Raw genomic sequence first — 24,562 nt, forward strand, 5'->3', positions numbered from 1 at the left:
TCCTTGGTCGGCGTGAACCAGCGGATTTCGTAAGTGCCCTTGCTGCCCACGACGAAAGCCGTTTCTGACAGGTTGAGTTCGGCCGCAATCGCGAGCAGCAAGGACTCCGTCGGCCAGGCCGGGAGCACGCAGACCGCCGCCGGGTTGCCGGCAAAGGGACGCTCCGCAAAGGCATCCACCAGAAAGAGCGGGATGCTTGTCGCCTGGTTTGTTGTCATACCCTTTTCCTCATCCTCAGATCGCCGCCCCGTCGCGGCAGCCGGCCGCCGGATCGAACAGGAGGCCCTGGTAATCCGCGATCGCCTGGCCGATCGCGAGCACCGTCTCCTCATCGAAAGACCGGCCGACGACCTGCACGCCCATGGGCAGGCCGCTGCGATGAAACCCGCTCGGGACCGACATCGCCGGCGCGCCCGTCATGTTGAAGAAGGACGTGAACCGCGTCAGCGCGTTGCCGACCGGCTCCTCCAGCCCTTCCGTCGTCACCGTGACCGTGCCGAGCTTGGGCGCCACGATCGGACAGGTCGGCGTCACGATCGCATCGACGCCCGCCAGCGCCGCCTCGGTATCGCGCCGGTATTTCTCGATCATGCGCTGGGCGCGCACATAATGCTCGGCCAGGATGAATTGCGCGAAGGCAAGGCCGCTGCGCACATCCTCGCCATAGAGCGCCATCTTCTCCGGCAGATAACGGCGGTGATAAGAGAGCACCTCCGGCATCTGCAGGAGCAGTGACACGGTGCGGGCCTGAGCCAGGTCGGGCAACGTCACCGGAACGAGTGTGGCCCCGCGCTCGGCCAGACGCGCCAGGCAGCGATGCGTCGCCGCCAGGATCTCCGGGTCGGCATGCTCGAAGAAATGGCGCTCGGGAACGCCGATGCGCAACCCCTTCACGCCACGCCCCAGGGCCTTCACGTAATCGGGCACGGCCCATTCGGCAGAGCCGCTGTCGCGCGGGTCGTGGCCGGCCAGCGTCTGGAGCACCAGCGCCGCATCGCCAACCGAGCCCGCGATCAGCCCGACATGATCGAGCGACCAGCAATAGGGGATCATGCCGTCGCGGCTGACCCGGCCATAGGTCGGCTTCAATCCCACCAGCCCGCAGAGGGCCGCCGGCACGCGGGTCGAGCCGCCGGTGTCGCTGCCGAGCGCGAAACAGGCGAGACCCTGCGCTACCGCGGCCGCCGAGCCGCTGCTGGAGCCGCCGGCCATGCGGCTCGGATCCCAAGGGTTGGGCGGCGTGCCGAAGCGGGCATTCTCGCCGGTCGTGCCATGCGCGAATTCATGGAGGTTCGCTTTGCCGATGAGGATGGCCCCGGCCTTGTCCAACCGCTCGATCGCGGCGGCGTCGCGATCGGACCGCCAGCCCTCGAGCACGCGCGAGCCGCCGGTGGTCGGCAACCGGCGTGTCTCGAACAGATCCTTCGCGGCGTAGGGCACAGCAGCCAGCGGGCCCGCGACTTCGCGTCCCTCGCAGCGCCGGGCCGCATCGCGGGCACCGTCGCCATCGATCGAGATATAGGCCTTGGTCTCGCCATTGAGGCGATCGATCCGGGCCAGCAGCCGGTCGATCATGCCCGTGACCGATGCGGCGTCATCGCGCGTCGACGCCGCCAGCCGCGCGGCGGACTCCGTCAGGCAGGGCGACGCCATCAGAGCCCGCGCTTCGGCTTGTCGGGAAGGCGTCCCGGCAGCCCGGTCGCGCCGAGATCGAGGCGGCAAACCGCTTCGACCTCGGTCAGGAACTCCGGGAAACCGGTGATGACGCCGAATTGCGGCGCGATCAGACCGTCGAGCTCGGCTTCGGGCCAAGCAACACTCGGCAGCTCTTCCACCATCCGGCGCAGGCTGTCGCGCGTGACGCGTCGCATGGGAGGCGCTCCTCCGGGGCGAGGCCCGGCGCTAGAGGACGGTGAGCTGACGCGGGAACTCCGTCAGATAATCGAAGCCCTTCTCGGTCACGATGATGGAATCCCCGATGCGGGTGCCGTAGCGCCCCTTGACCGTGATCCCGCCATCGACCGCGAAGGCCATGCCGGCCTGCAGCTTCGTCTTGTCGCCCTTCTTGAGCTGTGGATCCTCGAGGAAGGAATAGCCGATGCCGCGCCCGGTCCGGTAGGAGAGGCCGAAGCCGGCGGAACGATAAACCTCCTCGGCGGCGGCATTCACGTCCTCGGCGACGGCACCCGGCTTGACCAGCGCCAGGGCCGCCTGCTGCGCCTTGACCGTGGTCTCGTAGGTCTTGGCCTGCTCGTCGGTCACGCTGCCGACGAAGAACTCGCGATCGAAGCCCAGCTTGAAGTGGCGGAAATTCGCGATGCCGCAGAAGCAGAGATAGACCGGATCGCCCTTGGCGATGCGCTTCACGGTCGAGCGGCGATGGACCATGCAGGTATGCCGGCCCGACTGCATGATCTGCAGATTGTAGATCGTCGGCGAGACATAGTCCGCGGCATCGCTGTTCTGCAGCAGCTCCGCGGCCTTGCGCGTGCCGCCGGCGATGACCGCGAGCGCCACTTCATATTCGGGAACGCCTTCGGCGATGGTGGCCTTGCCGGCCTTGCCCATCGCGACCGCCACCTGCCCTGCCTGGCGCATGATGGCGATCTCTTCCGGCGACTTGATCATCCGCATCTTCGAGATCAGCGGATTGCCCTCGACCAGCTCGGCGCCGCCGGCCGCATGGCGCAGCGCCTCCGTCACCTTGGGCGGCGTCTTGTGGTTCTCGAACATGATGCGGCGGCTCTTATGCGTCGCGAAGAACGCATCCACATGCTTCATCCACTCGCCGTCCACGCCATCGACCCAGTCGCGGATATCCTCGACCCAGCTCTGGTTGTGCATCAGCTCGGATTCCATCAGCGGCGTGACCAGGGTCGGCGCGCCCGAGCGCGGCACCAGCAGCAGGGTCGCGCGGTCCCACTCCATGCCCAGATAACCGAAGCAGCCTGAGAAAAAGAAGATCGAGTCCGGATCGGCCAGCAGGAAGGCATCGATCTTGTCGTCGGCCATCCGGCGCTGCAGCTCGGTCGTGCGCTGTTGAAAGACATTGGTCATGGCGGGCCCTTCCAGTCGGTGATGGTGGATTCTTTCATTCTGTATACCGGTGACCCCGCAAAGCTGCAAGTGATCGCCGGCCCCTGCCAAGCCCGCTTTCCTGCCCGAATTGCCATCTTTTTCGCCAGGAGTAAATCCGATTATTACGCTGTTTTATAATGATTATATTCACAACAACAACCGCCCGATCAGGATCTTGGGTCCGGGGCAGCGGATGTCGGCCGCAGCAGCCGAAAGGAAAAGTCGCCGACCGCAAAAGAAAATGTTGCATACCGGTCGCATACCGACCGATTGTAGGCGTCCACCAGCCATGTTACGGAATCACTGGAAACAAACCTCGAAACCCTTGCACGCCCCCGCTCGTTAAGGCCGTGAAGCGGCCGGTCCCGAGCGCCCGGGAAACCCAATAAGGAAGGATCTCCAGATGGCCCCACGGTTAAAGAACATCCTGCCCGCGATCGTCGCGGCGGGAAGCCTGCTGGCCGCCACGGCCGCTCATGCGGATTCAGTCACCGTGGTCTCCTATGGCGGCTCCTACACGGCGAGTCAGATCGAGGCCTATCACAAGCCCTTCACGGCCAAGACCGGCATCGCGGTCAACTCCGCCGACTACAATGGCGGCGTGGCTGAGATCAAGGCCCAGGTCGAATCCGGCAACGTCACCTGGGACGTGGTCGATCTCGAGCTGCAGGATCTGCAGCGCGCCTGCCAGAACGGCTATCTCGAGACGGTCGATGTCTCCACCATCACGCCCGCGCCCGACGGCACGCCGGCGACCGGCGACTATCTCCCGGGCGCGCTCACTGAATGCGGCGTCGGCAACATCGCCTACTCGAACGTCATCGCCTACGACACCACCAAGTTCCCGGGCGCCAAGCCCACCTCGATCGCCGATTTCTTCGACACGAAGAAGTTCCCGGGCAAGCGCGGCCTGCAGAAGCGCGGCGCGGCGGTGAGCCTCGAATGGGCCCTCCTCGCGGACGGCGTGGCGCCGGCCGATGTCTATAAGGTCCTCGGCACAGCAGCGGGCGTCGATCGCGCCTTCGCCAAGCTCGAGACGATCAAGAAGGACGTGATCTGGTACGACACCGGCGCCCAGGCGCCGCAGCTCCTGGCCGATGGCCAGGTCGTCATGACCAGCGCCTTCAATGGCCGCATTTATACGGCCATCACCGACAACAAGCAGCCCTTCGCCATCATCTGGAACGACCAGATCTGGAACATCAATCTCTGGGGCATCATCAAGGGCACCAAGCATCTCGATGCGGCCCGCGCCTATGTGAAGTTCGCCACCGAGAGCCAGAACATCGCGAACCAGACCAAATACATCGCCTATGGCCCGCTGCGGAAATCCTCGCTGGCGCTCACCAGCGACACGGTTCGCCCCTGGTTGCCGACCTACGACAAGAATCTCGAGCATGCGCTGCAATACAATGCCGAGTTCTGGGCCGATCATGCCGACGAGCTCGACCAGCGCTTCAACGCCTGGCTGGCGAAGTAAGACCGCCGGACGGAGATGACGAAAGAGCGGCGCCGGGGCCTGTCGGGCCCGGGCGCCGCTCGATTCTCTGCCGACCGGTCGATATGAAGGTTGGACGAACCCGCCCGCCACAGCGCGGGCGCTGCTATTGATGGCCCGAATGACCCAGAACGTAATTGGTGATCCGGACCAGGTTCATCGAGATATGATTGCGCCGGACATAGCCGACGGCGCGCAGGTCGCTCGCCTGCAGCGCCTGGATGAATTCGCCGATCTCGGCGCGCAGCCAGCCGACCTCGGCCTCCCAATCCAGCTCCTGGACGATCCCGAAATAGACCCGGATGGTCTGGTAATAGAGCTGCTCGGTGATGCGGTGGAAGGAGTCGTTGCCGGCGACCAAACCCAACTCGTATTGGAGGTCGTTGTTGATGCGAACGAACTCCTTGAAGTCGCGATGGCCGTCGAGCGCCTCGGCCCGCGCCAGCAGCGCCTTGAAGTTCGGCAGCTTGGAATGGGAACGCAAGGGTGCGGCGATGTCGCCCAGCGAGGCCGCCAGCACCATGCGCACCGCGTACACTTCCCGAAGCGCCCGCAATTCGACCGAGGTCACGATCGTGCCGACGCTCTGCTTGGTCTCGACCAACCCCTGCGCTTCGAGCGATTGCAGCACCCGCCGGATCGGGGTGCGGCTGACATTGAACTCGGTGGCGAGCTCGCTTTCACTGAGCGTCATGCCGGGCGGATAGACCAGCATGCAGATGCGCTCGCGAAGCAGGGCATGAAGCTCTTCATAGCGGATGCGACCCGTGCTTTTCGACGCCGCCGCTTCCCGCTCGACCTGTTTTGCCATCTCACTTCCGGGCATCGTTTCGCTCTTGGGCTGCCGACTGGTCCCGCAACACAAGCCCCTGAGGTTTACCGCAGCGCCGGAGGCATAACAAGCCTCGCGCCCGGATTCACCATAAGCGCCGCCACTGGGATGCGCCGGCGTACCCGTCATCGACGGGGCCGGTACCGATGACTCCGATCGACCGGCGATCTGGCGTAATCTGGATGACCGTGACCCCTGCGGTCCTCCCAGGCGCCATCCCGTTCGGCCACCGCCGGCAGGATGGCCGCGCCCCGATCGACGAAACGCCATGACCACCGCCGCCCTGACCGAGAGACACAGACCCGGCAACGAACTGGCAAGGCGCTTGCGCCGCGCCGAGCGCACATCGAAGCTGCGCGCCTTTCTCCTGGTCCTGCCGCTCCTGTTGTTCGTGATCGTTGCCTTCGTGCTGCCGATCGGGCAGATGCTGTTTCGCAGCATCGACAACACCGCGCCTTGCCGCCTCATTCCGCAAACCTGCCTGGCGCTTCAGAGCTGGGACGGCACCGGCATTCCCGGCGAGGCCGTCTATGCGAGCTTCGCGCAGGAACTGGCCCAGCTCTTCAAGGCCCGCAGCGCCGACCAGCTCGGTACGCGATTCAATTACGAAACCAGCGGCATGCTGAGCCTGGTCCGTTCGACCGCGCGCCAGATCAGCAAGGTCACCGAAGGACCCTATCAACCCGCCTTCGCGGCGATCAACCCGCTCTGGGTGGACCACGCGACCTGGGCGATGATCCGGCAGGCCGTGGTTCCCTATACCAGCGCCTATTATCTGAACGCCCTCGACATGAAGCGCGATGCCGACGGCAACATCGTGGCGCAGCCCGAAGATCAGCGGATCTATATCGCGATCTTCATGCGCACCTTCTGGATCGGCCTGATTACGACCGGCATCTGTCTGTTGCTGGGATATCCGGTCGCCTATCTCCTGGCGCATGTGCCGACCTCGCTCAGCAACCGGTTGCTGATCCTGGTGCTGCTGCCCTTCTGGACCTCGCTCCTGGTCCGCACCACCTCCTGGATCGTGCTGCTGCAATCCAACGGCGTGGTGCTCGATCTCCTGGTGCATCTGGGTGTCGTCGCCGACAACGACCGGCCGACCATGATCTACAACAAGGTCGGCACCTTCGTGGCGATGACCCATGTGCTGCTGCCTTTCATGATCCTGCCGCTCTACAGCGTGATGCGGACCATCTCGCCGCTCTATCAGCGCGCGGCGGAATCACTGGGCGCCCATCCCGCCATCGCCTTCCTGCGCGTCTACGTCCCGTTGAGCCTGCCCGGGATCGGCGCCGGCGGCTTGCTCGTCTTCATCCTTTCCGTCGGCTATTACATCACCCCGGCCTTGGTGGGCGGACAGAGCGGACAGCTCATCTCCAATCTGATCGCCTATCACATGCGGACCTCGCTCAACTGGGGACTGGCCTCGGCCTTGAGCGCCATCCTGCTGGTCGCGGTCCTGCTGCTCTATTGGCTCTATAATCGCCTCGTCGGCCTCGAGAACACGAAGCTGGGATAGGCACCATGGCAACAAGACCTCATCGCACCCTCCCCGGCCGCCTCTGGCACGGCGCCTATCTGACCTTCTGCGTGCTGGTGTTCTTCTTCCTGATCGCGCCTTTGATCGTGGTGGTGCCGCTCTCCTTCAACGCGCAGCCCTTCTTCACCTTCACCGAGGGTATGCTGCGCTTCGAGGCCGCGGCCTATTCGCTGCAATGGTATCGCGACATCCTCGCCAACGACCAATGGCTGCTGGCGATCCGCAACAGCGTGATCATCGCCACCTGCGCCACGGCACTCGCGACCACATTGGGCACCTTGGCCGCCGTCGGCCTCAGCCGGCCCACCATGCCGCTGCGCAGCCTGGTCATGACGATCCTGATCTCGCCCATGATCATCCCGATCATCATCGTCTCGGCCGGCATGTATTTCTTCTATTCGCAGGTGGGCCTCGCCCAGACCATGCTGGGCATCATCCTGGCCCATGCGGTGCTGGGCACACCCTTCGTCGTCATCACCGTCACCGCGACCATGATGAATTTCGACTACAGCCTGACGCGGGCGGCCGCCAGCCTGGGAGCGCCGCCGCTGCTGACCTTCTTCCGCGTGGTGTTGCCTCTGATCCTGCCCGGCGTCGTCTCGGGCGCGCTCTTCGCCTTCGCCGCCTCCTTCGACGAGGTTGTCGTGGTGCAATTCCTGGCGGCTTACGACCAGCGCACCATCCCGCTCCAGATGTGGGCCGGCATCCGCGAGCAGATCAGCCCCACCATCCTCGCCGTCGCGACCTTGCTGATCGTCGTCTCGGCCCTGATCCTGACCGCTGTCGAATTGCTGCGCGCCCGCGTCAACAATCAGCGCGGCGTCAAAACCATCTGATCCCTGTGGCAGCGGCATCAAAGGGCCTTTTAGCAGACGCCGGGATTGTGTATGCAACCGGTATACCCTATCATCAAATCAGCAAACGAGAGCCGCGCGGCGTCGCGGCTCGGTCCTTCGAGAGGAGTTCCCGATGACGGCGACCGCGACCATTCCGAAAACCATGAAGGCCGTGGTCCTGACCGGCCATGGCGGGCTCGAGAAGCTCCTCTATAAGACCGACGTGAAGGTGCCGACGCCCGCGAAGGGCGAGGTGCTGATCGAGGTCTCGGCCTGCGGCATGAACAACACGGATGTGTGGGTGCGTCAGGCCGCCTATGGCACGGATGCGGATTCGAAGGCGCCCTCCTCCTGGCGGCGCGGCGGCACCACCCTCACCTTCCCGCGCATCCAGGGCACCGACAGCGTCGGCCGCATCGTGGCCGTGGGCGCCGGTGTCGACGTCAAGCGGATCGGCCAGCGCGTCATGGTCGATTTCAGCATCTACAACGCCGAGGACGACAGCCTCGCCGACTGTGATTACATCGGCCATGGCCGCGACGGCGGCTATGCCGAATATCTGACGGTGCCGGCCGAGAATGCGCATGTCGTCCGCCGCACCATGACCGATGCCGAGCTCGCCACCTTCTGCTGCGCCTATCTGACCGGCGAACATATGCTCGACCGCGCTCGTGTCGCCGCCGGCGAACGGGTGCTGATCACCGGCGCCTCGGGCGGCGTGGGATCAGGTCTGGTGCAGCTGGTGCGGGCCCGTGGCGGCATTCCCTACGCCGTGGTTGGCGCCGGCAAGGAAGACCAGGTGAAGGCGATCGGCGCGGAGACCGTCGTCACGCGCGGCAAGGGCGACCTGGTCGCCGAGGTGGCCAAGGCCACCGGCGGCAAGCCGATCGATGTGGTGGCCGATCTCGTCGGCGGCTCGATGTTCAACGACCTGCTGCGGATCGTGCGGGCGGAAGGCCGCTATGTGACGGCGGGCGCCATCGGCGGCCCCGTGGTCGAACTCGATCTGCGCACGCTCTATCTCAAGCATCTCGAGATGCATGGTTCGACCCAGGGCACGCGCGGCGCCTTCAAGCGCCTGGTCGGCTATATCGAGGACGGCAAGATCAACGCCATTCTGGCCGCGACCTACAAGCTCTCGGACTTCCACCGCGCCCAGACCGATTTCATGAACAAGGGCTTCGTCGGCAAACTCGTGGTGGTGCCGGACGCCAAATGGGACATCGCCAGCAAGCGCCCTGCCGCCTAGCCGACCGCGACGCTGTTCGCGCTCATGAAGAAACCCCGGTCCGCTCGCGCGAGGCCGGGGTTTTTCTTTCAGGGCCCCAGGAAAGGCGGAGAGGAGCCGAGCGTCAGCGCGTGCCCGAGTTCTGGAGGACGCCGACCGGCTTCGTGCCGCTCGGATGTTGTCCTGAATGCCGCTGGCGGTTGACCGCCATGCGGTCATGAAGCCGCTCGATCGCCTGGCTGCCGGTGCGGACGAAGAGCCCGGGCAGGAAGGCGTGGATCATGCAGGCGAGCGAGGCGCCCAACATGCGCAGGCCGAAGCCCATGGCGACGCCCCAATGCTCGCCATAGCTCTCGCCCACACTCGCCGGATGTTCGGTGAAGGATTTCAGCCAAGCCATGACGTCTCCCGAATCATCAATCAAGCTCGATGGTCCCAGAGGATGGCCCCGCCGCCGAGGAAGATTATTTTGATTTACGCCTAGATTTGCTAAATGGTAGAAAATTATTCTTCTATTATAGAATTATGTAGAAATTTTACCCATGGACGACATCGACCGCAAAATCCTGACGATCCTGCAGGCCGACGCCACCGTCGCGCTCGCGGACTTGGCCGAGCAGGTCAATCTCTCCACCACGCCCTGCTGGCGCCGGATCAAGGCGCTCGAGGAAAAGGGCGTCATCACCAGGCGGGTCGCGCTGCTCGATCCGGTAAAGATGAATGTCGGCCTCACCGTCTTCATCGCGATCCGCACCAGCCAGCATTCGCTCGACTGGCTGACGCGCTTCCAGCGGGCCATCGACGGCATCCCCGAGATCGTCGAGGTCTATCGCATGAGCGGGCAGATCGACTATCTGCTGCGCGCCGTGGTGCCCGACATCGCCGCTTATGACAGCGTCTATAAGCGGATCATCCAGCGCATCGAGCTCTCCGACGTGACCTCGATGATGGCGATGGAGGTGATCAAGGCCACCACGGTCCTCCCGGTGACCTATGCCGAGTAGCCGCGTCCTGCTCCCTACCTGTTCTCGAAGAACAGGATCGGACCTTCGTCCGAGAGCGTGACCCGGCAGCGGCTCGGATCCTGCCCGCTGGGTTTGAATTCGGCCGGCGCACAGCGGATGGACAGTTCCTGGCCCCAGGGAGTGACGGCCGCGATCTGCATGGTCTCGCCCAGATAGGTCGCATCGCGGATGGTCGCGGGGAAGCCCGAGCCCCCGCCATTGCCGTCGAGCGGACGGATGCGGAACTGCTCGGGCCGCGCCAGCAAAGCGCCCTCGGCCCCGGCTCTCAAAGCCTGATGGCCACGCACATTGCCGATCAAGGTGCCGTCTGGCATAAGCGCCGTCGCCCGGTCGCCTTCGACGGTTCTGATGGTCGTGCGCAGGAAATTCGAATTGCCGACGAAGCCGGCCACGAACATGTTGGCGGGGTTGTCATAGAGCGATTTCCCCACGGCGATCTGCTCGATGCGGCCATGATTGAAAACGGCGATGCGATCCGAGAGCCGCAGCGCCTCTTCCTGGTCATGCGTCACATAGATGATGGTCGCTCCGGTTTCCCGGTGGATGCGCCGGATCTCGAGCTGGAGATCTTCCTTGAGCCGCTTGTCGAGGGCGGCCAGGGGTTCGTCCATCAGCAGGATTTCCGGGTCGTAGGCGAGCGCGCGGGCCAGGGCCACGCGCTGCTGCTGCCCGCCGGAGAGCTCCGAAGGCTTCCGCTTGGCGAACTTCTCCAGCCGCACCAGCTTCAGCATCTCGTCGAGACGCTTCTCGATGCGCGCCCGCGGCCAGTGCCGCACCTTGAGCGGAAAGGTGATGTTCTCCCGGACATTCATATGCGGGATCAGGGTATAGCGCTGGAACACCATCCCGATGTTGCGCTTGTTGGGCAGCGTATCGAGCAGCGACTTCCCGGCGAGCGAGATGTCGCCCTGGGTCGCCTCATGCAGGCCCGCGATCAGATAGAGCAGCGTCGATTTACCGGACCCCGAGGGCCCGAGGAAGGTGACGAACTCGCCCTTCTCGATATCGAGGCTCACATTATTGACCGCGGCAAAGTCCTGGAATCGCTTGCTGACGCCCCGGATGGAAAGAAACGCACTCAATTTCTTCTCCTCATGAGCAGGGCGCTGATCAGCAGCAGGATGATCGTCAGCAGCACCATAAGGCTCGACGCGGCCGCGATCACCGGCGTTAGGTCCTGGCGCAGCGTCGTCCATATCTTGACCGGGAATGTCTGCAGGGTCGGGCTCGCCATGAAGATCGCGATGACGATCTCGTCCCAGGAGGCCAGAAACGAGAAGATGGCGGCGGTGAAGAGGCTGAAACGGATTGCCGGTACCGTCACCCGGAGCTTCGCCTGCAGCGAGCTGGCGCCGCAGAGGATGGCGGCGTCCTCGATGGCCTTGTCGAAATTCAGCAGCGCGTTCCCGATGACGATCACGGAGAACGGCAAGGCGATGACCAGATGGGCGAGCACGAAGCCGCCCAGCGTGCCGTTCAGTCCGACCCGCAGGAACAGCGAATAGATACCGACCGCCAGCACGACCACCGGCAGCACCATCGGCATCAGCAGGAAGACCCGCAAGACAGACTTGCCGGGGAAGCTCCCGCGCGTGATCGCCAGCGCCGACCAGAAGCCCAGCACGACCGAGCAGACGGCGACGAGGAGCCCGATCTTGGCGCTCGCCAGCACCGACTGGATCCATTGCGGGTTGGCGAAGAACTCCCCGTACCATTTGAGCGTCCAGGCCGGCGGCGGGAAGATCAGCCAGCGCGACGAGCCGAAGGACAGCAGCACGATGAAGACGATCGGCAGCAGCAGGAAGACACAGGCGAGCGCGCCGATGACCCCGAGAAGCCAGCGCAGCCAGCCGAGCCGTTCGAAATCGAGCAGCATCGCCTCAGCCCTTCCGCGCGTCGGTCAGGAGATCGAACAGGCGGATCTGCAGGGCATAGAGCGCCAGGGTCGCGGCGAAGAGAATGAAGGCCGCGGCGGCGCCCAGGCCCCAATTCAGCATCGACTGGATCAGCTGCACGATCAGCTCGGCCAGCATCATGTAGGAGGGCCCGCCCAGCAGCACGGGCGTCACGAAGTAGCCCAGCGACATGACGAAGACCATCAGGCAGCCGGCGACGATGCCCGAGGCGCAGTTGGGCAGGAAGACATGGAGGAAGCATTGCAGGCGCGAGGCGCCGCATAGAGACGCCGCCCTTAAGACGGCGGGATCCATGGCCTTCATCGTCGCGTAGAGCGGCAGCACGATGAAGGGGAACATGATGTAGGTCATCCCGATCGTGACGCCGATCAGGTTGTTCGTGAGCGCCAGCGGCGTGTCGATCACGCCGAGCGCGATCAGGGCCCGGTTGATCACGCCCGTCGACTGGAGAAGGATCATCCAGGCGAAAGTCCGGGTCAGGAGATTCGTCCACATCGACAGGAGGATCACGGCGAAGACCGCCATCGCCCAGAACCGGGAAATGACGGCCAGCAGCCACGCCACCGGAAAGCCGATGGCGAGCGTGACCAGGGTCACCGTCGTCGAGACGATGAAGGTGTTGAACAGGATCGTGCGATATGACGCCGAGCTCAGCAGCTCGGCGTAGTTCTGGAGGCCCGGTTGCGGATCGAGGAAGCTCCGCGACAGCAGGATCAGGACCGGCAGGACGAACAGCGCCGACAGAAGCAGGAGCGCCGGCATCGCCAGGACCAGACCGCTTGCTCTGATGTTGCGGATGAAGGACCGCAAACCGAGAACGGGGGTCAGGTTTCCCATGGCGATGCCGACGGCTCCCTCAGGCCGGAATCCTTTCGGGCAGGGCCGCGATCAGCTGGCCTGCCACTCATACCAGCGCTTGCTGATGACGTCCCGGTTCTCGGCCCAATAATCGATATTCAGCGGGACGTTCTGGTCGGCATGCTGGCTCGGCTGGAATTCCTTGATATCCGAATTCAGCAGCGCCAGCGACTTCGTATTGACCGGACCGTAGGCCGAGAGGTTGGCCATCTCGGCCTGCCCCTTGGCGCTCACGGCATAGGCCAGGAACTTCATCGCGGCATCCTTGTTCGGCGACCCCTTGGGGATCACAAGCACATCGGCCGCCACGAGGTTCTGGTTCCAGGACATGCCGACATTCTGCCCGTCCTTAATCAGGGAATAGAGCCGCCCGCTCCAGAACATGCCGAGCGTTGTCTCTCCGGAGGCCAGCAACTGCTGCGATTCGGCGCCGCTGCTGTACCAGAGAATGTCCTTCTTTATGAGATCCAATTGCTTGAAGGCACGGTCGAGGTCGAGCGGATAGAGCTCCCCGGGCTTGACGCCGGAGGCGAGCAGCGGCACTTCCAGCAGGCCCGGCCCGACCCATTTGTAATAGGCGCGCTTGCCCGGATACTTCTTCGTATCGAACAGATCCGGCCAGTGCTGCGGGGCCTTGTCGCCGTACTTGCCCTTGTCGTAGCCCAGCACATGGGTCGACACATAGCTGCCGACCGTATAGTCCGAGACGAAGCGCGGATCCAACTCGTCCCGATTGATGATCGAGAAATCGAGCTTCTCCGTCAGTCCAGCCTTGCCGGCATAGAGCCCGAAATCATTCTCGACGTCGACCACGTCCCAGGTGACGTTGCCGGCATCGACCATGGCCTTGAGCTTGCCATAGTCCGACGGCCCGCCCTGGATCACCTGGATACCGCTTTCGGCGCTGAACGGCACACCCCAGGCCTTCTCCTGCGAATCCTGCGTGGTGCCGCCCCAGCTGACGAAATTCACCTGGCCCGCGCTCGAGAACGCAAGCCGGGGATTGGCCATGGCCAGAATTGCGCCAGACCCCATACCCATGAGTAATTTGCGACGATCGATCATCTGTCTCACCGCCTTTTCCGGTTTTTCGTTGAACGTGAAACCCTAGCCAATCACCCGCTCGTAGAAGTCGAGCCAGTTCCGCCCCATGTAGCCGTCGATATCGCTGTCCGACCATTTCCGCGCCGCCAGCTCGTCGGCGATCCGCGGGAAGTCCGCCGGCGTCCTCATCCATTCGGGCCATTTGGGCGGCACGACCGATGCCCAATCGAAGGTGCCGCGTCCGGTACGAACCTGCTTGATGTAGGACAAGGGCCGGCGCCAGACGAAGTCGGTGCCGAGCCCGAGATTGCCCGTGCCCACGATCCCGGCCGTATGCTCGATCAGGTCGACGAAACGCTTCAGCGTGCAGTTCATGCCACCCGGCAGCATGGCGGGGAACAGCACCATGCCGAACATGCCGCCCTTCTTGACCAGCGCCTTCATGATCTCGTCCGACTTCAGCCGGTGCTTCAGCTCCACCTCGGAGGAGAAGCTCAGCGAATTGGAATGGGTCACGGCGATGGGCGCCGTCGATTGCTCGATCGAATCCATCGTCGTCTTGATGCCGCAATGCGAGGTGTCGACCACCATGCCGAGGCGGTTCATCTCGGCGATGATCTTCTTGCCGTAGAGCGACAACCCCGTATCGTTCGGCTCGAGGCAGCCGGAGCCGGCGAGGCCCTGATGGTTGTAGGACATCTGGATGGCGCGGATGCCGAGATCGTAGAAGATCTCGACCAGCGCCAGATCATCCTCGAGCGGGAGCGTATTCTGGAAGCCCAGAATGACCGCGGTCTTGCCTTCGGCCGCGATGGCGCGGACGTCCTTCACGCTGGTGGCGGGACGGATGAGATCGCCATGATTGCGAAAGGTGCGGCGCCAGCGCGACAAGGCGGACAGCGCCTCGCGCGTGTTGTCGAAGGTGTAGTTCATGCATGTCACATGCACGCACGACACACCGCCCTTATGCCACTCCTCGAAGACCTCGAGATCGCACTCATCGGCCTGCAGGCCGTCGATGATCATGCGATTTTGATTCTTGCTGGCCGCCACTGATGCGCCCTCCTGAAATATGGACTGCTTGGGGGCACGCTAGTGACGGACCGGGGCCAAATCCAATATGGAGTACGTATTCTCTAAGACGCCTGCCATATCAGCCGGTGGCCGGAATCGTCTCACAAGGAAAACTTGGTGCTGGCGATGGGTTTCATCCGCACGCGCGCGGAACGGCACGCTGCGCGTGACTTCGCGCAGCCCCGGTGCCGTCGCGTCAAACCATGCCTCAGTAATAGGGCGACGAGATCCGTTCGAGCGCGAGCGCGCCCAGCACCGATTGGCGGCCGCAGACCCGCTCCATGAGGCGCGAGAGATGTGGAAAGCTACGCGTCGGACGCGCGATATGCCGAGACCAGCGGCCGAGCATGAAGAGATAGAAGTCCGCGATCGACAGGCTGTCACCCGCCAGACAGTCCCTGCCCTCCAGATGCCGGTCGAGCACCTCGAGATGCCGGGCGACATGGCCCTGCATCACGTCCTTGAAGGCGTCCCGCCGCTCCGGCTCCACATAGAACTCCGGGCGGAAATACTGCCAGAGATCGGCCTGCAGGGTGTTGGTGAGGAAGGTGAGCCATTGATAGGTATGCGAGCGGACGTCGGTGCCCAAGCCCGCAATGAGATTCGCCTCGGGATGCCGCTCCGCCAGATGCAGGCAGATCGCCGCGGATTCGAACAGCACGAAGGACCCGTCCGTGAAAGTCGGGATGCGGCCGTTCGGGTTGAGCGCGAGATACTCGGCCGATTTATGCTGGCCGAGCGTCCGGTCGACCAGCACCAGCTCATGCGGGACGCCGATCTCCCGCAGAATGAAATGCGGGGCCAGGCTGGCCAGCCCGGGTGAGTAATAGAGCTTGTACATGGGACGCGAGGCGCCTTTCTGAATTCGTCAGACCAGCAGCGGCCATTTGCCCTCGGGCGCGAGCGACAGTTTCGCCCACATGCGCCGGCGCGAGGTCCGGGCCAGGTCATAGACCATCGCCGCTTCCACGCGGGTGGGTTGACCTGCCGACCACGCGATCTCGCCATTGACGATGACCGTCGAGATGGATTTGGAACCGCAGCTATAGACCAGCGCCTGGACCGGATCGGTGATCGGCTGCGCCTCGGGCAGGTCCGTCGTGCGAATGACGAGATCGGCATATTTGCCGGGCTCGATCGATCCGATCTGGTCCAGCATGCCCACCGCCTTGGCCCCGCCCCTTGTCGCCAGCTCCAGGACATCCTCGGCGGAGAAGGCCAGTTTGTTCTCGCTCTTCGCGCGGGACGCCAGCAGCCCCACCAGACCTTGCAGCCCGATATCGTAGCGGCATCCCGAGACGGCGCCGTCGCTGGCGAGCGAGACATTCACGCCCGCCCTGAGCATCTCGAGATGGCGCGCATGTTTCGCGGCGCCCGCGCCCAGGTTCATGAAGGTGACCGGGCACCAGACCACCGACATGCCGGCCTGGCGCACGATGTCTGCCTCGTCCGCCGTGAGATCGTTCATATGGCTGAAGGTGCAGTTCTCGCCCACCAGATCATGGTCGGCGTAATGACACATCGCCCGCTTCCCCAGGCGCTGTTCGTCGGCCGAACCGTCATGCGTGTCGAACGACTGATGCTGCGAGAAAACGACATGGTGACTGTCGGCCAGTTCTTTGGCCGCCTGCATGAGTTCGTCGGAAGCGCTTCCCAGCCCGAACAGAACGACGCAGCCCCGGATCAGCGGTTCGCCCCTGTTGCGCTTGAGCTGGCTGCCGAGGAGCTTGAGGCTGCGATTCTGGTCCCGCGGCGCCCGCGTCATGGCGTGGGTGCCGGGCGAGGACGGCACGTCCCAGAGAAAGGGATCGCCGATGAGGCCGCGAATGCCGATCGTCGCGGCCGCCTCGGCCGCCAGGTCGGGAAACTGCAGCGTCCCGGCTTCCAGGAAGCAGGTCGTGCCGTTCGACAGCATCTCGAGGCAGTTGAGGAGCGTCGCCGCGCGTTCGTCCTCTTCCTCGACGCTGTCCCACCAGCGCCGGAACGTGTTCATCATGATGGAGGTATCGGCGGAATCGGGAACGGCGCCGCGCACCGTGTTCATGAAGTGAACATGGGTGTCGACGAATCCCGGATGAACGATGCCGCCCTCGGCATCGACCACGCGCTTGGCCCTGACCGTCCGCGCGATATCCCGGTCGGTGCCGACGGCCACGATCTTGTTGCCGAGGATCGCCACGGCGCCGCGCTCGAAGCACTGGCGGGCGTCGTTCATCGTGATGAGGTAGCCATTCCGGACGACGAGGTCAGCCTGGATTTCAGTCATTGCCGACGATCCGCGTTCTGATGTTGAGGTGGCGAGGCGGCTGGCGCGGTGCGGCGACCGGGCCGCGAGAACAGAACCCTAGGGCCCGGTCCCGGCCGCAGCCAATATAAAGGTTGAATGCTGTGATATAGCGAGCGTATCAGGCGTCATCCGCGCGACGGCGGCGCGCAGGCCTTGATGATCTTGACCAGAGATCTCGTCAGCTCGGCGTCCTTCTTGTCCTGGGCGTAGGCCGCGACCAGCAGGGTGTCGCCGTCGAGATCCTTGGGAATGCGGGCCGTCACCCCCTTGGAGATCGCGGCCAGTTGCGACGGTATCAGGGAGAAGCCCTGACCGGCCGCCACCAGATTGATGATCGTCAGCGTCGACCCCGCGATCTGGTCCAGCTCCGGCGCGAGCCCCGCGCGATTGCACGCCGCCATCACGGAATCGAAATAGCCGGGCCCGAGCTCGCGGGGAAAGAAGACGAAACGATCATGGACGAGGTCCGCGAGCTTCAGCCTGGGATCGTTTGCCCGCGGGTGATCGTTCGGCAGGATGATGGCGAGCTTGTCGCGCGCGACGACTTCGGAAATGAACCCCGGGCTGGCCCAGGGTGCCCGCAACAGCCCCACATCCAGCTCGCCCGCCCGAAGCATGTCGCCCTGCCGGCTCGTGCTCGCCTCGACCATGCGCAGATCGACCGCGGGATGGATCTCGCGAAACCGATGCATGACCGGCGACAGCAGCATGGCGGCCGAGCTGACGAATCCGAACTCGATCCGATCGGGGACTCCTTGCCGGGTCACGAGAATGGCGGAATCGACGGCCGCAAGAATGCGCCGTGCGTGGGGCAGGAACCTCTTGCCGGCCGGCGTCAGGGAGACCCCCCGCTTGTTGCGCACGAAGAGGGGGATCTTCAGCTCTTCCTCGAGCTGACGAATCTGCTGCGACAGAGGCGGCTGGGAGATATGAAGCGTCTCGGCGGCCTTGCGGAAATGCAGCTCCTCGGCGACCGCCAGGAAATATTTGATGTGGCGAAGCTCCATCCCCAAGCGCCTCCCCGCGCTTCAGCCGTCTTGTCCAATCCACAAACCTCGACCGGCATTGAATGCCGGCCGCTGCATACCCGGCAAACCATAGACCTATTGGGGAATGCCCGCTCCGGTTTGTCCAACGGAGCACCGCCGGGGCCGGCCGGCGCTGTCAGGCGGCCGGCAATATCCAGGTCCATAATGCAGGCAAGACTGGCTGGCCCCGTGAGGCTCGGCGGGCGTAATAGTCTCAGTGAAGTGCGGCGTCGCCGAGAGAGATTATCTTGGCCTGGGCATAGTTTTACTCGGGCCCGGAAGGCCGTTCCGGACGTGAGCTCGATGACGGCGATGGAGGTGCTCAAGGCCACCACGGTCCTGCCGGTGATCCACGGCAAGCGAACCTTCCCGCAATATCCGTCAATGCTCAGGTCTTGGGCGCGGTGGGTTTGGCGCCCAGCGCCTGAAGCGCCTTCCGATCGACCTTGCCGGAGGGAAGCTGCGGAAATCGATTGAGGAGCATGATGCGGGCGGGTCTGGCGAAGACCGGCAACCGCTTGGCGCAGAGCGACTTCAGCGCAGCGCCAAGATTATCGTCCTTCCCGGCCAGCACGGCGGCAAAAACCCGTTCTTTGAAGGGCCCGGCTTCAAGAACGATCGCCACAGCGTCGCGAACCGCCGGATGGGCCTTCAACGCGGCCTCGACTTCCCCCAGGTCGAAACGATGGCCCCGCAGCTTGATTCGATAATCGGCCCGACCGACCAAATGGTAATTGCCGTCGTCGCCGAGGCGCGCAAGATCGCCGGTCCGGTAGGATTGCGAGGTCCCTTGAATGCGGCTGGCCTCCGTCAGTTCGGGCTTCTTCCAATAACCCATCATGACGGTGTCGCCGACCACGCAGATCTCGCCCACCTCGCCGTCGGGAACAGGCTGCCCTTCCGCATTGCGCAACGTCAGGTCGTAGGTCTCCGTCGGCCGCCCGAGAGGAATCATGTCGAGATCCTCCGGCAATGGCCGGGGCGCGCGATAGAGCATGATCCGGAACGCCTCGGACGCGCCATAGGCGTTTTCGAACACGGCGTTCGGCATGATCTGCATGGCCGTCCTCAAGGCAGGCACCGGCATGCGCTCTCCAAAGAAGATGACGAGGCGCATCGCATCGAGGCCGGTGCCTTTCAGCGGTTCGCTCTCGACCAGCAATCTCAGCGCGGTCGCCGCCGTGATCCAGACGGAAATGCGCTCCTGCTGCAGGACGGTGGCGACCCGGTCCGAAAACATCGCTTCTTCATCCGTCACGAGCCGGAGGCTGCAACCGCCGACCAGCGGACAGAAAATCTGAAGCGAGGCGGCATATTGCAGCGGAATGAGGCTGATCATTCGGTCGTTGCTGCTGACCGCGTCGCCGGCAGCAAGGGCCGCGACCGTGCCGGCCATGCTCCCGTACGAGACCATGATGCCTTTGGGCTCTCCGGTCGAACCGGACGTGAAATAGAGTGCTGCCAAAGCTTTCGGATCCACGGGCGCCGGCCGTGGCAGCGGCGTGGTTCCACGAACCAGATCCTCCAGCCCGCGGCCGTCGTCCGTCATCTCGATGCAGGCGGTGGGCGGGAGCGGCGGCGCCCCGGCCTCCGCTTCGAGCTTTCGCATCATCTTGCTCGTCGTGAGCAGGAGATGCGGCTCTATGCTGGCCAGCTGTCGATGGAGGCGATCAGGCGGACCGTTGAACTGAAGCGGGGCAAAACACGCGCCGGCGGCCAGAACGCCATAGAGAAGACAGACGGTCTCGAGCGTCTTGGGAAGACAGATGGTGACGCGATGCCCGGCAGCCAGTGAATGCTTCTTCTGCAGCCAGGCGGCAACAGCGAGCATCTGCGCCTGGACTTCCGAATAACTGAGACTGCCCTTTGCCGTCTTGTAGAGAATCCGGTCGTGCCACTCAGCCGGAACATCGGAGAGCTGTTGCGCAACTGGCCTCATGTTCAATTGTCGCCCCCGTCGACGCGATCCGGCAGCGATGTTACCTGGGGCCATGCGCGTTGACCACAGCCCTTGTCTCCGCCTGGGGCGTGCGAAGTGCCGGCGCTGCGGGGCAAATCCTGACCTTGCGGCTACCAGAGCAAGGGCCGAACGGCGCCTGGCCGAACGCCCGGATTGCGGCCGGGTGGCAACTCGGACTTTCGCAGCCGCTGGCAGGATGCTAAGTGATGGCCCGCACCAAAGGGATGGGTGGCCGAGCGGTTGAAGGCACCGGTCTTGAAAACCGGCATGGCGGCAACGCCATCGTGGGTTCGAATCCCACCCCATCCGCCACAATTGGCAGTTTTCAGCCATTTTTTGCGTAATTTTTGTGCTACGCCCACGACCTTACCCACAACCTAGCGCTCCCTTAGTCCATGCGGTGCGGCGGGCCACTCCAGTGATCGGAACGCTCAATGAGTTGGATGGCAGAAGCGACTGGCGTCGTGGTGGAAACAGCCCTGATCGGCGTCGGGCATGATGCTTACGCGCCCATGGCAGGCGCGGCATCTCGCGCGGTCGTCAGCTATCTCGAGACCAGATTCCGAGTTGCGCGCGACATAATCGAGGACGAATTCCGCGTGGCTGGCGTCACTGACGGCCACTTTCACGACGATCAGCAATTGGCCGCCGGCGCCTATCGATATGCTCGAGCTGTCCGGGATCAATCTGCGGACGAAAATCTGCGGCTTCTCGCACAGGCTATGGTGGGCCTCGCCAGACGAGACAAAGCATGGGTGTCGGACTTCTTGAAGTTCGCCGACATTTTGGCGCCGCTGAGCCGCGACGAAATCGTGTTTGTCGGTATCTTGGTGGCGGCAGACAGTAAGAATAACGACATGCCGGAGCCAAAGCCGGGCGCCGCGGACCTCGCTAAGAGCGCACTTGCCGAGGCGTTTGGCGATGATGATTTGACCCAGGCAATTGCCGGGAGATCTCTGCGGTCGGGCCTCGTGATTGCAAAGACGGGCTGGGGGTCGCTGATTTATGTGATCAGTCCGCTTGGCCGCGAGGTCCGCGACCTAATCAATGTCGACAGAGCTTTGAACCCCGAGAACTAACGCCGGTCGCCGAGGCCCGGTTTCTTACCCGCCGCAAAACTATCGCCCAAAAAAAGAAAGGCCGCCCATGGGATTGCCAGGGCGGCCCTTTGGTGGTGAGGCTGGGTCTTCCCGACCCGTTATAAGCGGTCCGGGAGATACCGCGGGGCGGCCTTTCGATCGTCGCGCCTTGGGCCAGCCGTCGCCAGCGCAGGAAGCTTAGGCTGGGGGCAGCATTCCATCAAGATTGGCTGCCTCGCCGCCACCGCGGATCCGACACCGGCGGGCGACCGAACATGGCCACGGCGTCCTGCCAGACGGCGAGAATCGCGCGCCGATCGAAGCTTTCACCATCGCCAGCCGGCCGAGTGAAGTAGCCAGCCGGCATCGGATCGTCGGGCGGCAGCTCTTCTAGCGCCCAACATGTCGCGATCTCGAGTTTGACCATGAGCCCGCGCGGGGTCCGTGCCGGGATTGCCCAGATAGCGGTTTCGATCGCCCGCCCCAACCCATGGAGCCTGTCGCCCTCATCGTGGGCCGCGGCGGCTTCAGCGGCGCACCCGGCAGCGTCGAGCCGGTCATATTCGGCGTCGCACTCTGTGCTTCGCCGATTCATGGCCTGCAGTTCCAGCACCAGGCGCCAGAGAGCGGCGTCAGGGTCCGCCAGGTCAGTCGGGATATCAAAGGCCGCGAGGCTCGCCGTGATGCCCTCAGACATGGCTGCCTCCCATCGGCAGGTAAGCCTCGCGGATGGTCCGCATCGTGCCCAGCGCCGTCGCGATCGGCCGCAGGGCCTCTTGCATGTCGGCCGGGAGCTCCGGCAGCAGGTCCCGGATGCCGGCGCAAAGGATGTTCGTCGGATAGTCGACCAGGAACTTAGCGCCCGAAAAGTTGATGGCGACGTCCAGCCGGGCCGCCAGCGCAACCGGTCCCGGCTGCTCAGTGTGAAGCATGGCCCGCAGGTACACGTCGGCCGCTTTTTCGGTCACCTCCATCCGATCTTCTATGTCGTTCAACCCCACGCGCTCCCGCGCCGTCTCCATGGCCCGCTCGGAGGCATGGAACTCCGCACGCTTCTGGAGAAAGAAGGCGGGCCCGTCCATGCCGCTGAAGCTCATCGACCCGGGGCCGTAGTGGGCGGCTAATTGATCCCAGCTGTGGAAATAGATCGGGTCGCCCTTCTTCGCCCCGCAGCCGTCGCTGGTCCACTCGCCAACCTTGACCCGGGGCCGTTGGGCCCAATCCGGCAGAGCAACCATGATCTGCTCTTTGGCCATGCGAAGCTCGTTCAACCTGGCCTCCAGCGGGCGCCACTGGCGCCAGGCCTCCAACACCGGGTCCGTTTCCTCGGTCGCGGCCGATGCCGAGCAAGTTCCAATTGCAGCCACCGAAGCAGCCAGACCAACCAAAGCCGCGCGTCGCGTCGCCTTCCGCATTTCATCCTCCGAGATAAAGGTTTCCTGTGCCGGATCGGGCTCTTGCAGCCCGACCGTGCATACGTTAACCTTACACAGATTGTGTAGAGTATGATTGAAAGTCAATGCAATTTGTGTAGAGTTGGAAATGGCCCTTTCGCCCAGCCAATGCCGTGCAGCTCGAGGCCTTCTCGGATGGTCCCAGGACGATCTTGCCGACGCATCCAAGGTATCGCGCGCAACGATCGCGAATTTTGAGCGAGAGGCGACCTCTCCTTACGCGTCGAGCCTGGATCAACTCCAGAAGACCCTTGAGCGTGCCGGCGCCATCTTCATCGAAGAGAACGGCGAGGGCCCCGGTGTGCGGCTTCGAAAGCGGAAGCCCGCCTCTAAGCGTAGATAGCCGCCGTCGGGGGCAGCCGAAAAGCGGCGATTCCTTGCAGTGAATCGGTCGCTGATTATTTCATCCGATGCAAGCGCCGCCGGCACCAACGCGCGTTTTCCTGCACTTTTCTAAAATCAGGTTTTGGCCGAAATAATCCCCCTGTAGAGTCGATTTATTAGGCCAAAATGCGTTTCTGGCCCGAAATTCCATTTTGGCCAAAAATTCTGCGCGTGAGACCCGTGCGGTCCGGGCCCCCTAAAGGCTCCAAAGATAAAGATGCCCTAGGGGGTGCGCCTCGCCCATCGCATCGAGCTGCGGCCGAGCGCTATTGCGCCCGACCACCATTGTTGGACATCAACTCACAGCCACCTTGAGCAGCTTGATCGCGTCGTAGTCGCGAACATCGCCACCCGTCCGCTGCACCGTGTAGAAATTGACGAAGGGCTTGTTGCTAAATGGGTCACGAAGGATCGTCATCTTGGCCGAGTCGACGACGCAGTAACCCTCACGGAAGTCACCGAAGGCAATCGGGAAGCTATTGGCTCCGACCGAGGGCATGTCGTCGGCGATCGTCACTCCATAGCCGAGTAGCGTCGGCGGCTGGCCGGCAATCAGGCTGTTGGCCCAGAGGTAGTCACCCTGGCCATCCTTGAGCTTGCGGACAATAGCGGCGGTCCGCCGGCTCATGACCCAGCGAGCGTTGGCGCGATACTCGGGCGCCAACTCTTCGCTGATATCGATGAGGCTGTCGGCTGCGATCGCTGCTGCCTGGCCAGTCGGGACATACTGCAGCTTGCCCCAGTCCCGTGTGTCGTCAGCGGTGGCGACGGCGGCGCTCGCGTAAGTCAGAAAGCCCATCGGCCTGGCGACGCCACTGCCAGAGACGAAGGCGGTGCCTTCCTTCTGGCCGAACGCCTTGCCGATGCGCGCCACCAGAGTTGCACCGATGTCATAGTGGGAGTTGTCCAGCAGCCGCTGAGACACTGGCGGATTGCAGTACAGGTCGTGGGTCGGGATCATCTTCTTCGCCATTGAAGGCGTCGTGGTGTTCGGACGGACTTCGGTCTCCTGCACCCAATCGGCCGCCCCCAAGTTTGTCAGGGCTGGCTCTTCCCAGGTATCCGAGTTCACCAGCGTTATCACCGTAGCCAGCGCGCGGATTGGCGAGACTTGGGCAGCGCGCAATCGGATTGCCGACGCCATCTCCGACTGCATAGAATATCCACCATCGGGATCGATGGTCGCGGACATAGCCTTCGCCTCACCGATGCGGCCATACTCGCCCAGTGCTTCGATGGCCTTCCGCTCGGCCTCTATGGTGGCGTCGCCCGACCCACCGCTGGGCCCGCCCGAGCGCGGGCGGTTGGCCTTCAATTCCATCTTGTCGACGTGATTGGCCAGGGTGCCGAGGTCGTCGCCGAGCTTCTTGATCGCGGCTGTGACGGTCTCCGAGTTCTTGTCGAACGCGGTCTTAAGTTCGCTGATTTCCATTGTGGG

General features: G+C 63.7%; 25 protein-coding genes and 1 tRNA gene. 8 read left to right on the plus strand and 18 right to left on the minus strand.

The window, feature by feature from the left end:
- The 4 genes from ACREE8_RS24620 to ACREE8_RS24635 all read right to left on the minus strand — a co-directional run.
- A partial coding sequence (locus ACREE8_RS24620) for a PhzF family phenazine biosynthesis protein (RefSeq protein ID WP_431575665.1) occupies positions 1-218 on the minus strand: 218 nt, incomplete at its 3' end.
- A 16-nt stretch (positions 219-234) separates the two neighbouring features.
- Positions 235-1,653: an amidase gene (locus ACREE8_RS24625; protein WP_431575666.1), complete on the minus strand. Its 1,419-nt coding sequence runs from the start codon at positions 1,651-1,653 to the stop codon at positions 235-237.
- Positions 1,653-1,871: a hypothetical protein gene (locus tag ACREE8_RS24630; protein WP_431575667.1), complete on the minus strand. Its 219-nt coding sequence runs from the start codon at positions 1,869-1,871 to the stop codon at positions 1,653-1,655. Before ACREE8_RS24630 ends, ACREE8_RS24625 begins: the two co-directional genes overlap by 1 nt.
- 31 nt (positions 1,872-1,902) lie before the next feature.
- Positions 1,903-3,057 (minus strand): M24 family metallopeptidase, encoded by a 1,155-nt coding sequence (locus tag ACREE8_RS24635; RefSeq protein ID WP_431575668.1) that lies wholly within the window; start codon positions 3,055-3,057, stop codon positions 1,903-1,905.
- A 424-nt stretch (positions 3,058-3,481) separates the two neighbouring features.
- Here ACREE8_RS24635 and ACREE8_RS24640 point away from each other — a divergent pair, with 424 nt between their 5' ends.
- The gene (locus ACREE8_RS24640) at positions 3,482-4,558 is read left to right on the plus strand and encodes an ABC transporter substrate-binding protein (protein ID WP_431575669.1); all 1,077 of its coding nucleotides are present in this window, start codon (positions 3,482-3,484) and stop codon (positions 4,556-4,558) included.
- 124 nt (positions 4,559-4,682) lie between these two features.
- Here the strand turns inward: ACREE8_RS24640 and ACREE8_RS24645 are convergent, their stop codons facing one another.
- Positions 4,683-5,387, minus strand: a complete 705-nt coding sequence (locus ACREE8_RS24645) for a GntR family transcriptional regulator (RefSeq protein WP_431575670.1) — start codon at positions 5,385-5,387, stop codon at positions 4,683-4,685.
- A 289-nt stretch (positions 5,388-5,676) separates the two neighbouring features.
- Here ACREE8_RS24645 and ACREE8_RS24650 point away from each other — a divergent pair, with 289 nt between their 5' ends.
- The 3 genes from ACREE8_RS24650 to ACREE8_RS24660 all read left to right on the plus strand — a co-directional run bounded on the left by ACREE8_RS24650 (position 5,677) and on the right by ACREE8_RS24660 (position 9,036).
- Positions 5,677-6,930, plus strand: coding sequence for an ABC transporter permease (locus ACREE8_RS24650; protein WP_431575671.1), 1,254 nt, complete (start codon positions 5,677-5,679; stop codon positions 6,928-6,930).
- Positions 6,931-6,935: 5 nt separating this feature from the next.
- Complete coding sequence (locus tag ACREE8_RS24655) at positions 6,936-7,787, plus strand: ABC transporter permease (RefSeq protein ID WP_431575672.1); 852 nt, start codon at positions 6,936-6,938, stop codon at positions 7,785-7,787.
- Between the two features lie 133 nt (positions 7,788-7,920).
- On the plus strand, positions 7,921-9,036 hold the full coding sequence (locus ACREE8_RS24660; protein WP_431575673.1) for an alcohol dehydrogenase family protein: 1,116 nt from the start codon (positions 7,921-7,923) through the stop codon (positions 9,034-9,036).
- Positions 9,037-9,139: 103 nt separating this feature from the next.
- Here ACREE8_RS24660 and ACREE8_RS24665 read toward each other — a convergent pair whose 3' ends face one another.
- Positions 9,140-9,415 (minus strand): DUF6356 family protein, encoded by a 276-nt coding sequence (locus ACREE8_RS24665; RefSeq protein ID WP_431575674.1) that lies wholly within the window; start codon positions 9,413-9,415, stop codon positions 9,140-9,142.
- A 142-nt stretch (positions 9,416-9,557) separates the two neighbouring features.
- Here ACREE8_RS24665 and ACREE8_RS24670 point away from each other — a divergent pair, with 142 nt between their 5' ends.
- Positions 9,558-10,019 (plus strand): Lrp/AsnC family transcriptional regulator, encoded by a 462-nt coding sequence (locus ACREE8_RS24670; RefSeq protein ID WP_431575675.1) that lies wholly within the window; start codon positions 9,558-9,560, stop codon positions 10,017-10,019.
- Between the two features lie 14 nt (positions 10,020-10,033).
- On the opposite strand, the gene ACREE8_RS24675 is transcribed toward ACREE8_RS24670, so the two are convergent.
- From ACREE8_RS24675 to ACREE8_RS24715, 9 genes are all read right to left on the minus strand, one after another.
- Positions 10,034-11,122 (minus strand): ABC transporter ATP-binding protein, encoded by a 1,089-nt coding sequence (locus tag ACREE8_RS24675; protein ID WP_431575676.1) that lies wholly within the window; start codon positions 11,120-11,122, stop codon positions 10,034-10,036.
- Positions 11,119-11,916 carry an ABC transporter permease gene (locus tag ACREE8_RS24680; RefSeq protein ID WP_431575677.1) on the minus strand — a complete coding sequence of 266 codons (798 nt, stop codon included), beginning with the start codon at positions 11,914-11,916 and terminating at the stop codon, positions 11,119-11,121. The genes ACREE8_RS24675 and ACREE8_RS24680 overlap by 4 nt, the downstream gene beginning before the upstream one ends.
- A gap of 4 nt (positions 11,917-11,920) precedes the next feature.
- Positions 11,921-12,793 (minus strand): ABC transporter permease, encoded by an 873-nt coding sequence (locus ACREE8_RS24685; RefSeq protein ID WP_431575678.1) that lies wholly within the window; start codon positions 12,791-12,793, stop codon positions 11,921-11,923.
- Between the two features lie 51 nt (positions 12,794-12,844).
- Positions 12,845-13,825 carry a polyamine ABC transporter substrate-binding protein gene (locus ACREE8_RS24690; RefSeq protein ID WP_431575679.1) on the minus strand — a complete coding sequence of 327 codons (981 nt, stop codon included), beginning with the start codon at positions 13,823-13,825 and terminating at the stop codon, positions 12,845-12,847.
- A gap of 96 nt (positions 13,826-13,921) precedes the next feature.
- Positions 13,922-14,911, minus strand: coding sequence for a membrane dipeptidase (locus tag ACREE8_RS24695; RefSeq protein WP_431575680.1), 990 nt, complete (start codon positions 14,909-14,911; stop codon positions 13,922-13,924).
- Positions 14,912-15,140: 229 nt separating this feature from the next.
- On the minus strand, positions 15,141-15,773 hold the full coding sequence (locus tag ACREE8_RS24700) for a glutathione S-transferase family protein (RefSeq protein ID WP_431575681.1): 633 nt from the start codon (positions 15,771-15,773) through the stop codon (positions 15,141-15,143).
- Positions 15,774-15,800: 27 nt separating this feature from the next.
- Positions 15,801-17,198, minus strand: coding sequence for an amidohydrolase family protein (locus ACREE8_RS24705; RefSeq protein WP_431575682.1), 1,398 nt, complete (start codon positions 17,196-17,198; stop codon positions 15,801-15,803).
- Positions 17,199-17,344: 146 nt separating this feature from the next.
- Positions 17,345-18,226, minus strand: a complete 882-nt coding sequence (locus ACREE8_RS24710; RefSeq protein WP_431575683.1) for a LysR family transcriptional regulator — start codon at positions 18,224-18,226, stop codon at positions 17,345-17,347.
- 409 nt (positions 18,227-18,635) lie between these two features.
- A complete protein-coding gene (locus ACREE8_RS24715) occupies positions 18,636-20,186 on the minus strand; it encodes an AMP-binding protein (protein WP_431575684.1) in 1,551 nt (516 codons plus the stop codon).
- Between the two features lie 243 nt (positions 20,187-20,429).
- Here ACREE8_RS24715 and ACREE8_RS24720 point away from each other — a divergent pair.
- Together ACREE8_RS24720 and ACREE8_RS24725 are read left to right on the plus strand one after the other, a co-directional pair.
- Positions 20,430-20,519: transfer RNA gene (locus tag ACREE8_RS24720), tRNA-Ser, on the plus strand.
- A 131-nt stretch (positions 20,520-20,650) separates the two neighbouring features.
- Positions 20,651-21,286: a hypothetical protein gene (locus ACREE8_RS24725; RefSeq protein WP_431575685.1), complete on the plus strand. Its 636-nt coding sequence runs from the start codon at positions 20,651-20,653 to the stop codon at positions 21,284-21,286.
- A 220-nt stretch (positions 21,287-21,506) separates the two neighbouring features.
- On the opposite strand, the gene ACREE8_RS24730 is transcribed toward ACREE8_RS24725, so the two are convergent.
- Positions 21,507-21,983, minus strand: a complete 477-nt coding sequence (locus ACREE8_RS24730; RefSeq protein ID WP_431575686.1) for a hypothetical protein — start codon at positions 21,981-21,983, stop codon at positions 21,507-21,509.
- Entirely contained in the window at positions 21,976-22,701 is a 726-nt protein-coding gene (locus ACREE8_RS24735; protein ID WP_431575687.1) for a hypothetical protein, read from the minus strand. Before ACREE8_RS24735 ends, ACREE8_RS24730 begins: the two co-directional genes overlap by 8 nt.
- A gap of 127 nt (positions 22,702-22,828) precedes the next feature.
- On the opposite strand from ACREE8_RS24735, the gene ACREE8_RS24740 reads away from it, so the two are divergent.
- Complete coding sequence (locus ACREE8_RS24740; protein WP_431575689.1) at positions 22,829-23,083, plus strand: helix-turn-helix domain-containing protein; 255 nt, start codon at positions 22,829-22,831, stop codon at positions 23,081-23,083.
- A gap of 336 nt (positions 23,084-23,419) precedes the next feature.
- Here the strand turns inward: ACREE8_RS24740 and ACREE8_RS24745 are convergent.
- A partial coding sequence (locus ACREE8_RS24745) for a phage major capsid protein (protein WP_431575688.1) occupies positions 23,420-24,562 on the minus strand: 1,143 nt, incomplete at its 5' end.

The organism is Hypericibacter sp., assembly GCF_050729195.1.
Taxonomy (GTDB): Bacteria; Pseudomonadota; Alphaproteobacteria; order Dongiales; family Dongiaceae; genus Hypericibacter.

What these genes read in the sequence shown, in the direction of transcription:
- ACREE8_RS24625 (WP_431575666.1), bottom strand. Translation starts at nt 1,653, where the DNA reads ATGGCGTCGCCCTGCCTGACGGAGTCCGCCGCGCGGCTGGCGGCGTCG.
- ACREE8_RS24630 (WP_431575667.1), bottom strand. Translation starts at nt 1,871, where the DNA reads ATGCGACGCGTCACGCGCGACAGCCTGCGCCGGATGGTGGAAGAGCTG.
- ACREE8_RS24635 (WP_431575668.1), bottom strand. Translation starts at nt 3,057, where the DNA reads ATGACCAATGTCTTTCAACAGCGCACGACCGAGCTGCAGCGCCGGATG.
- ACREE8_RS24640 (WP_431575669.1), top strand. Translation starts at nt 3,482, where the DNA reads ATGGCCCCACGGTTAAAGAACATCCTGCCCGCGATCGTCGCGGCGGGA.
- ACREE8_RS24645 (WP_431575670.1), bottom strand. Translation starts at nt 5,387, where the DNA reads ATGGCAAAACAGGTCGAGCGGGAAGCGGCGGCGTCGAAAAGCACGGGT.
- ACREE8_RS24650 (WP_431575671.1), top strand. Translation starts at nt 5,677, where the DNA reads ATGACCACCGCCGCCCTGACCGAGAGACACAGACCCGGCAACGAACTG.
- ACREE8_RS24655 (WP_431575672.1), top strand. Translation starts at nt 6,936, where the DNA reads ATGGCAACAAGACCTCATCGCACCCTCCCCGGCCGCCTCTGGCACGGC.
- ACREE8_RS24660 (WP_431575673.1), top strand. Translation starts at nt 7,921, where the DNA reads ATGACGGCGACCGCGACCATTCCGAAAACCATGAAGGCCGTGGTCCTG.
- ACREE8_RS24665 (WP_431575674.1), bottom strand. Translation starts at nt 9,415, where the DNA reads ATGGCTTGGCTGAAATCCTTCACCGAACATCCGGCGAGTGTGGGCGAG.
- ACREE8_RS24670 (WP_431575675.1), top strand. Translation starts at nt 9,558, where the DNA reads ATGGACGACATCGACCGCAAAATCCTGACGATCCTGCAGGCCGACGCC.
- ACREE8_RS24680 (WP_431575677.1), bottom strand. Translation starts at nt 11,916, where the DNA reads ATGCTGCTCGATTTCGAACGGCTCGGCTGGCTGCGCTGGCTTCTCGGG.
- ACREE8_RS24685 (WP_431575678.1), bottom strand. Translation starts at nt 12,793, where the DNA reads ATGGGAAACCTGACCCCCGTTCTCGGTTTGCGGTCCTTCATCCGCAAC.
- ACREE8_RS24690 (WP_431575679.1), bottom strand. Translation starts at nt 13,825, where the DNA reads ATGGCCAATCCCCGGCTTGCGTTCTCGAGCGCGGGCCAGGTGAATTTC.
- ACREE8_RS24700 (WP_431575681.1), bottom strand. Translation starts at nt 15,773, where the DNA reads ATGTACAAGCTCTATTACTCACCCGGGCTGGCCAGCCTGGCCCCGCAT.
- ACREE8_RS24705 (WP_431575682.1), bottom strand. Translation starts at nt 17,198, where the DNA reads ATGACTGAAATCCAGGCTGACCTCGTCGTCCGGAATGGCTACCTCATC.
- ACREE8_RS24710 (WP_431575683.1), bottom strand. Translation starts at nt 18,226, where the DNA reads ATGGAGCTTCGCCACATCAAATATTTCCTGGCGGTCGCCGAGGAGCTG.
- ACREE8_RS24715 (WP_431575684.1), bottom strand. Translation starts at nt 20,186, where the DNA reads ATGAGGCCAGTTGCGCAACAGCTCTCCGATGTTCCGGCTGAGTGGCAC.
- ACREE8_RS24725 (WP_431575685.1), top strand. Translation starts at nt 20,651, where the DNA reads ATGGCAGAAGCGACTGGCGTCGTGGTGGAAACAGCCCTGATCGGCGTC.
- ACREE8_RS24730 (WP_431575686.1), bottom strand. Translation starts at nt 21,983, where the DNA reads ATGTCTGAGGGCATCACGGCGAGCCTCGCGGCCTTTGATATCCCGACT.
- ACREE8_RS24735 (WP_431575687.1), bottom strand. Translation starts at nt 22,701, where the DNA reads ATGCGGAAGGCGACGCGACGCGCGGCTTTGGTTGGTCTGGCTGCTTCG.
- ACREE8_RS24740 (WP_431575689.1), top strand. Translation starts at nt 22,829, where the DNA reads ATGGCCCTTTCGCCCAGCCAATGCCGTGCAGCTCGAGGCCTTCTCGGA.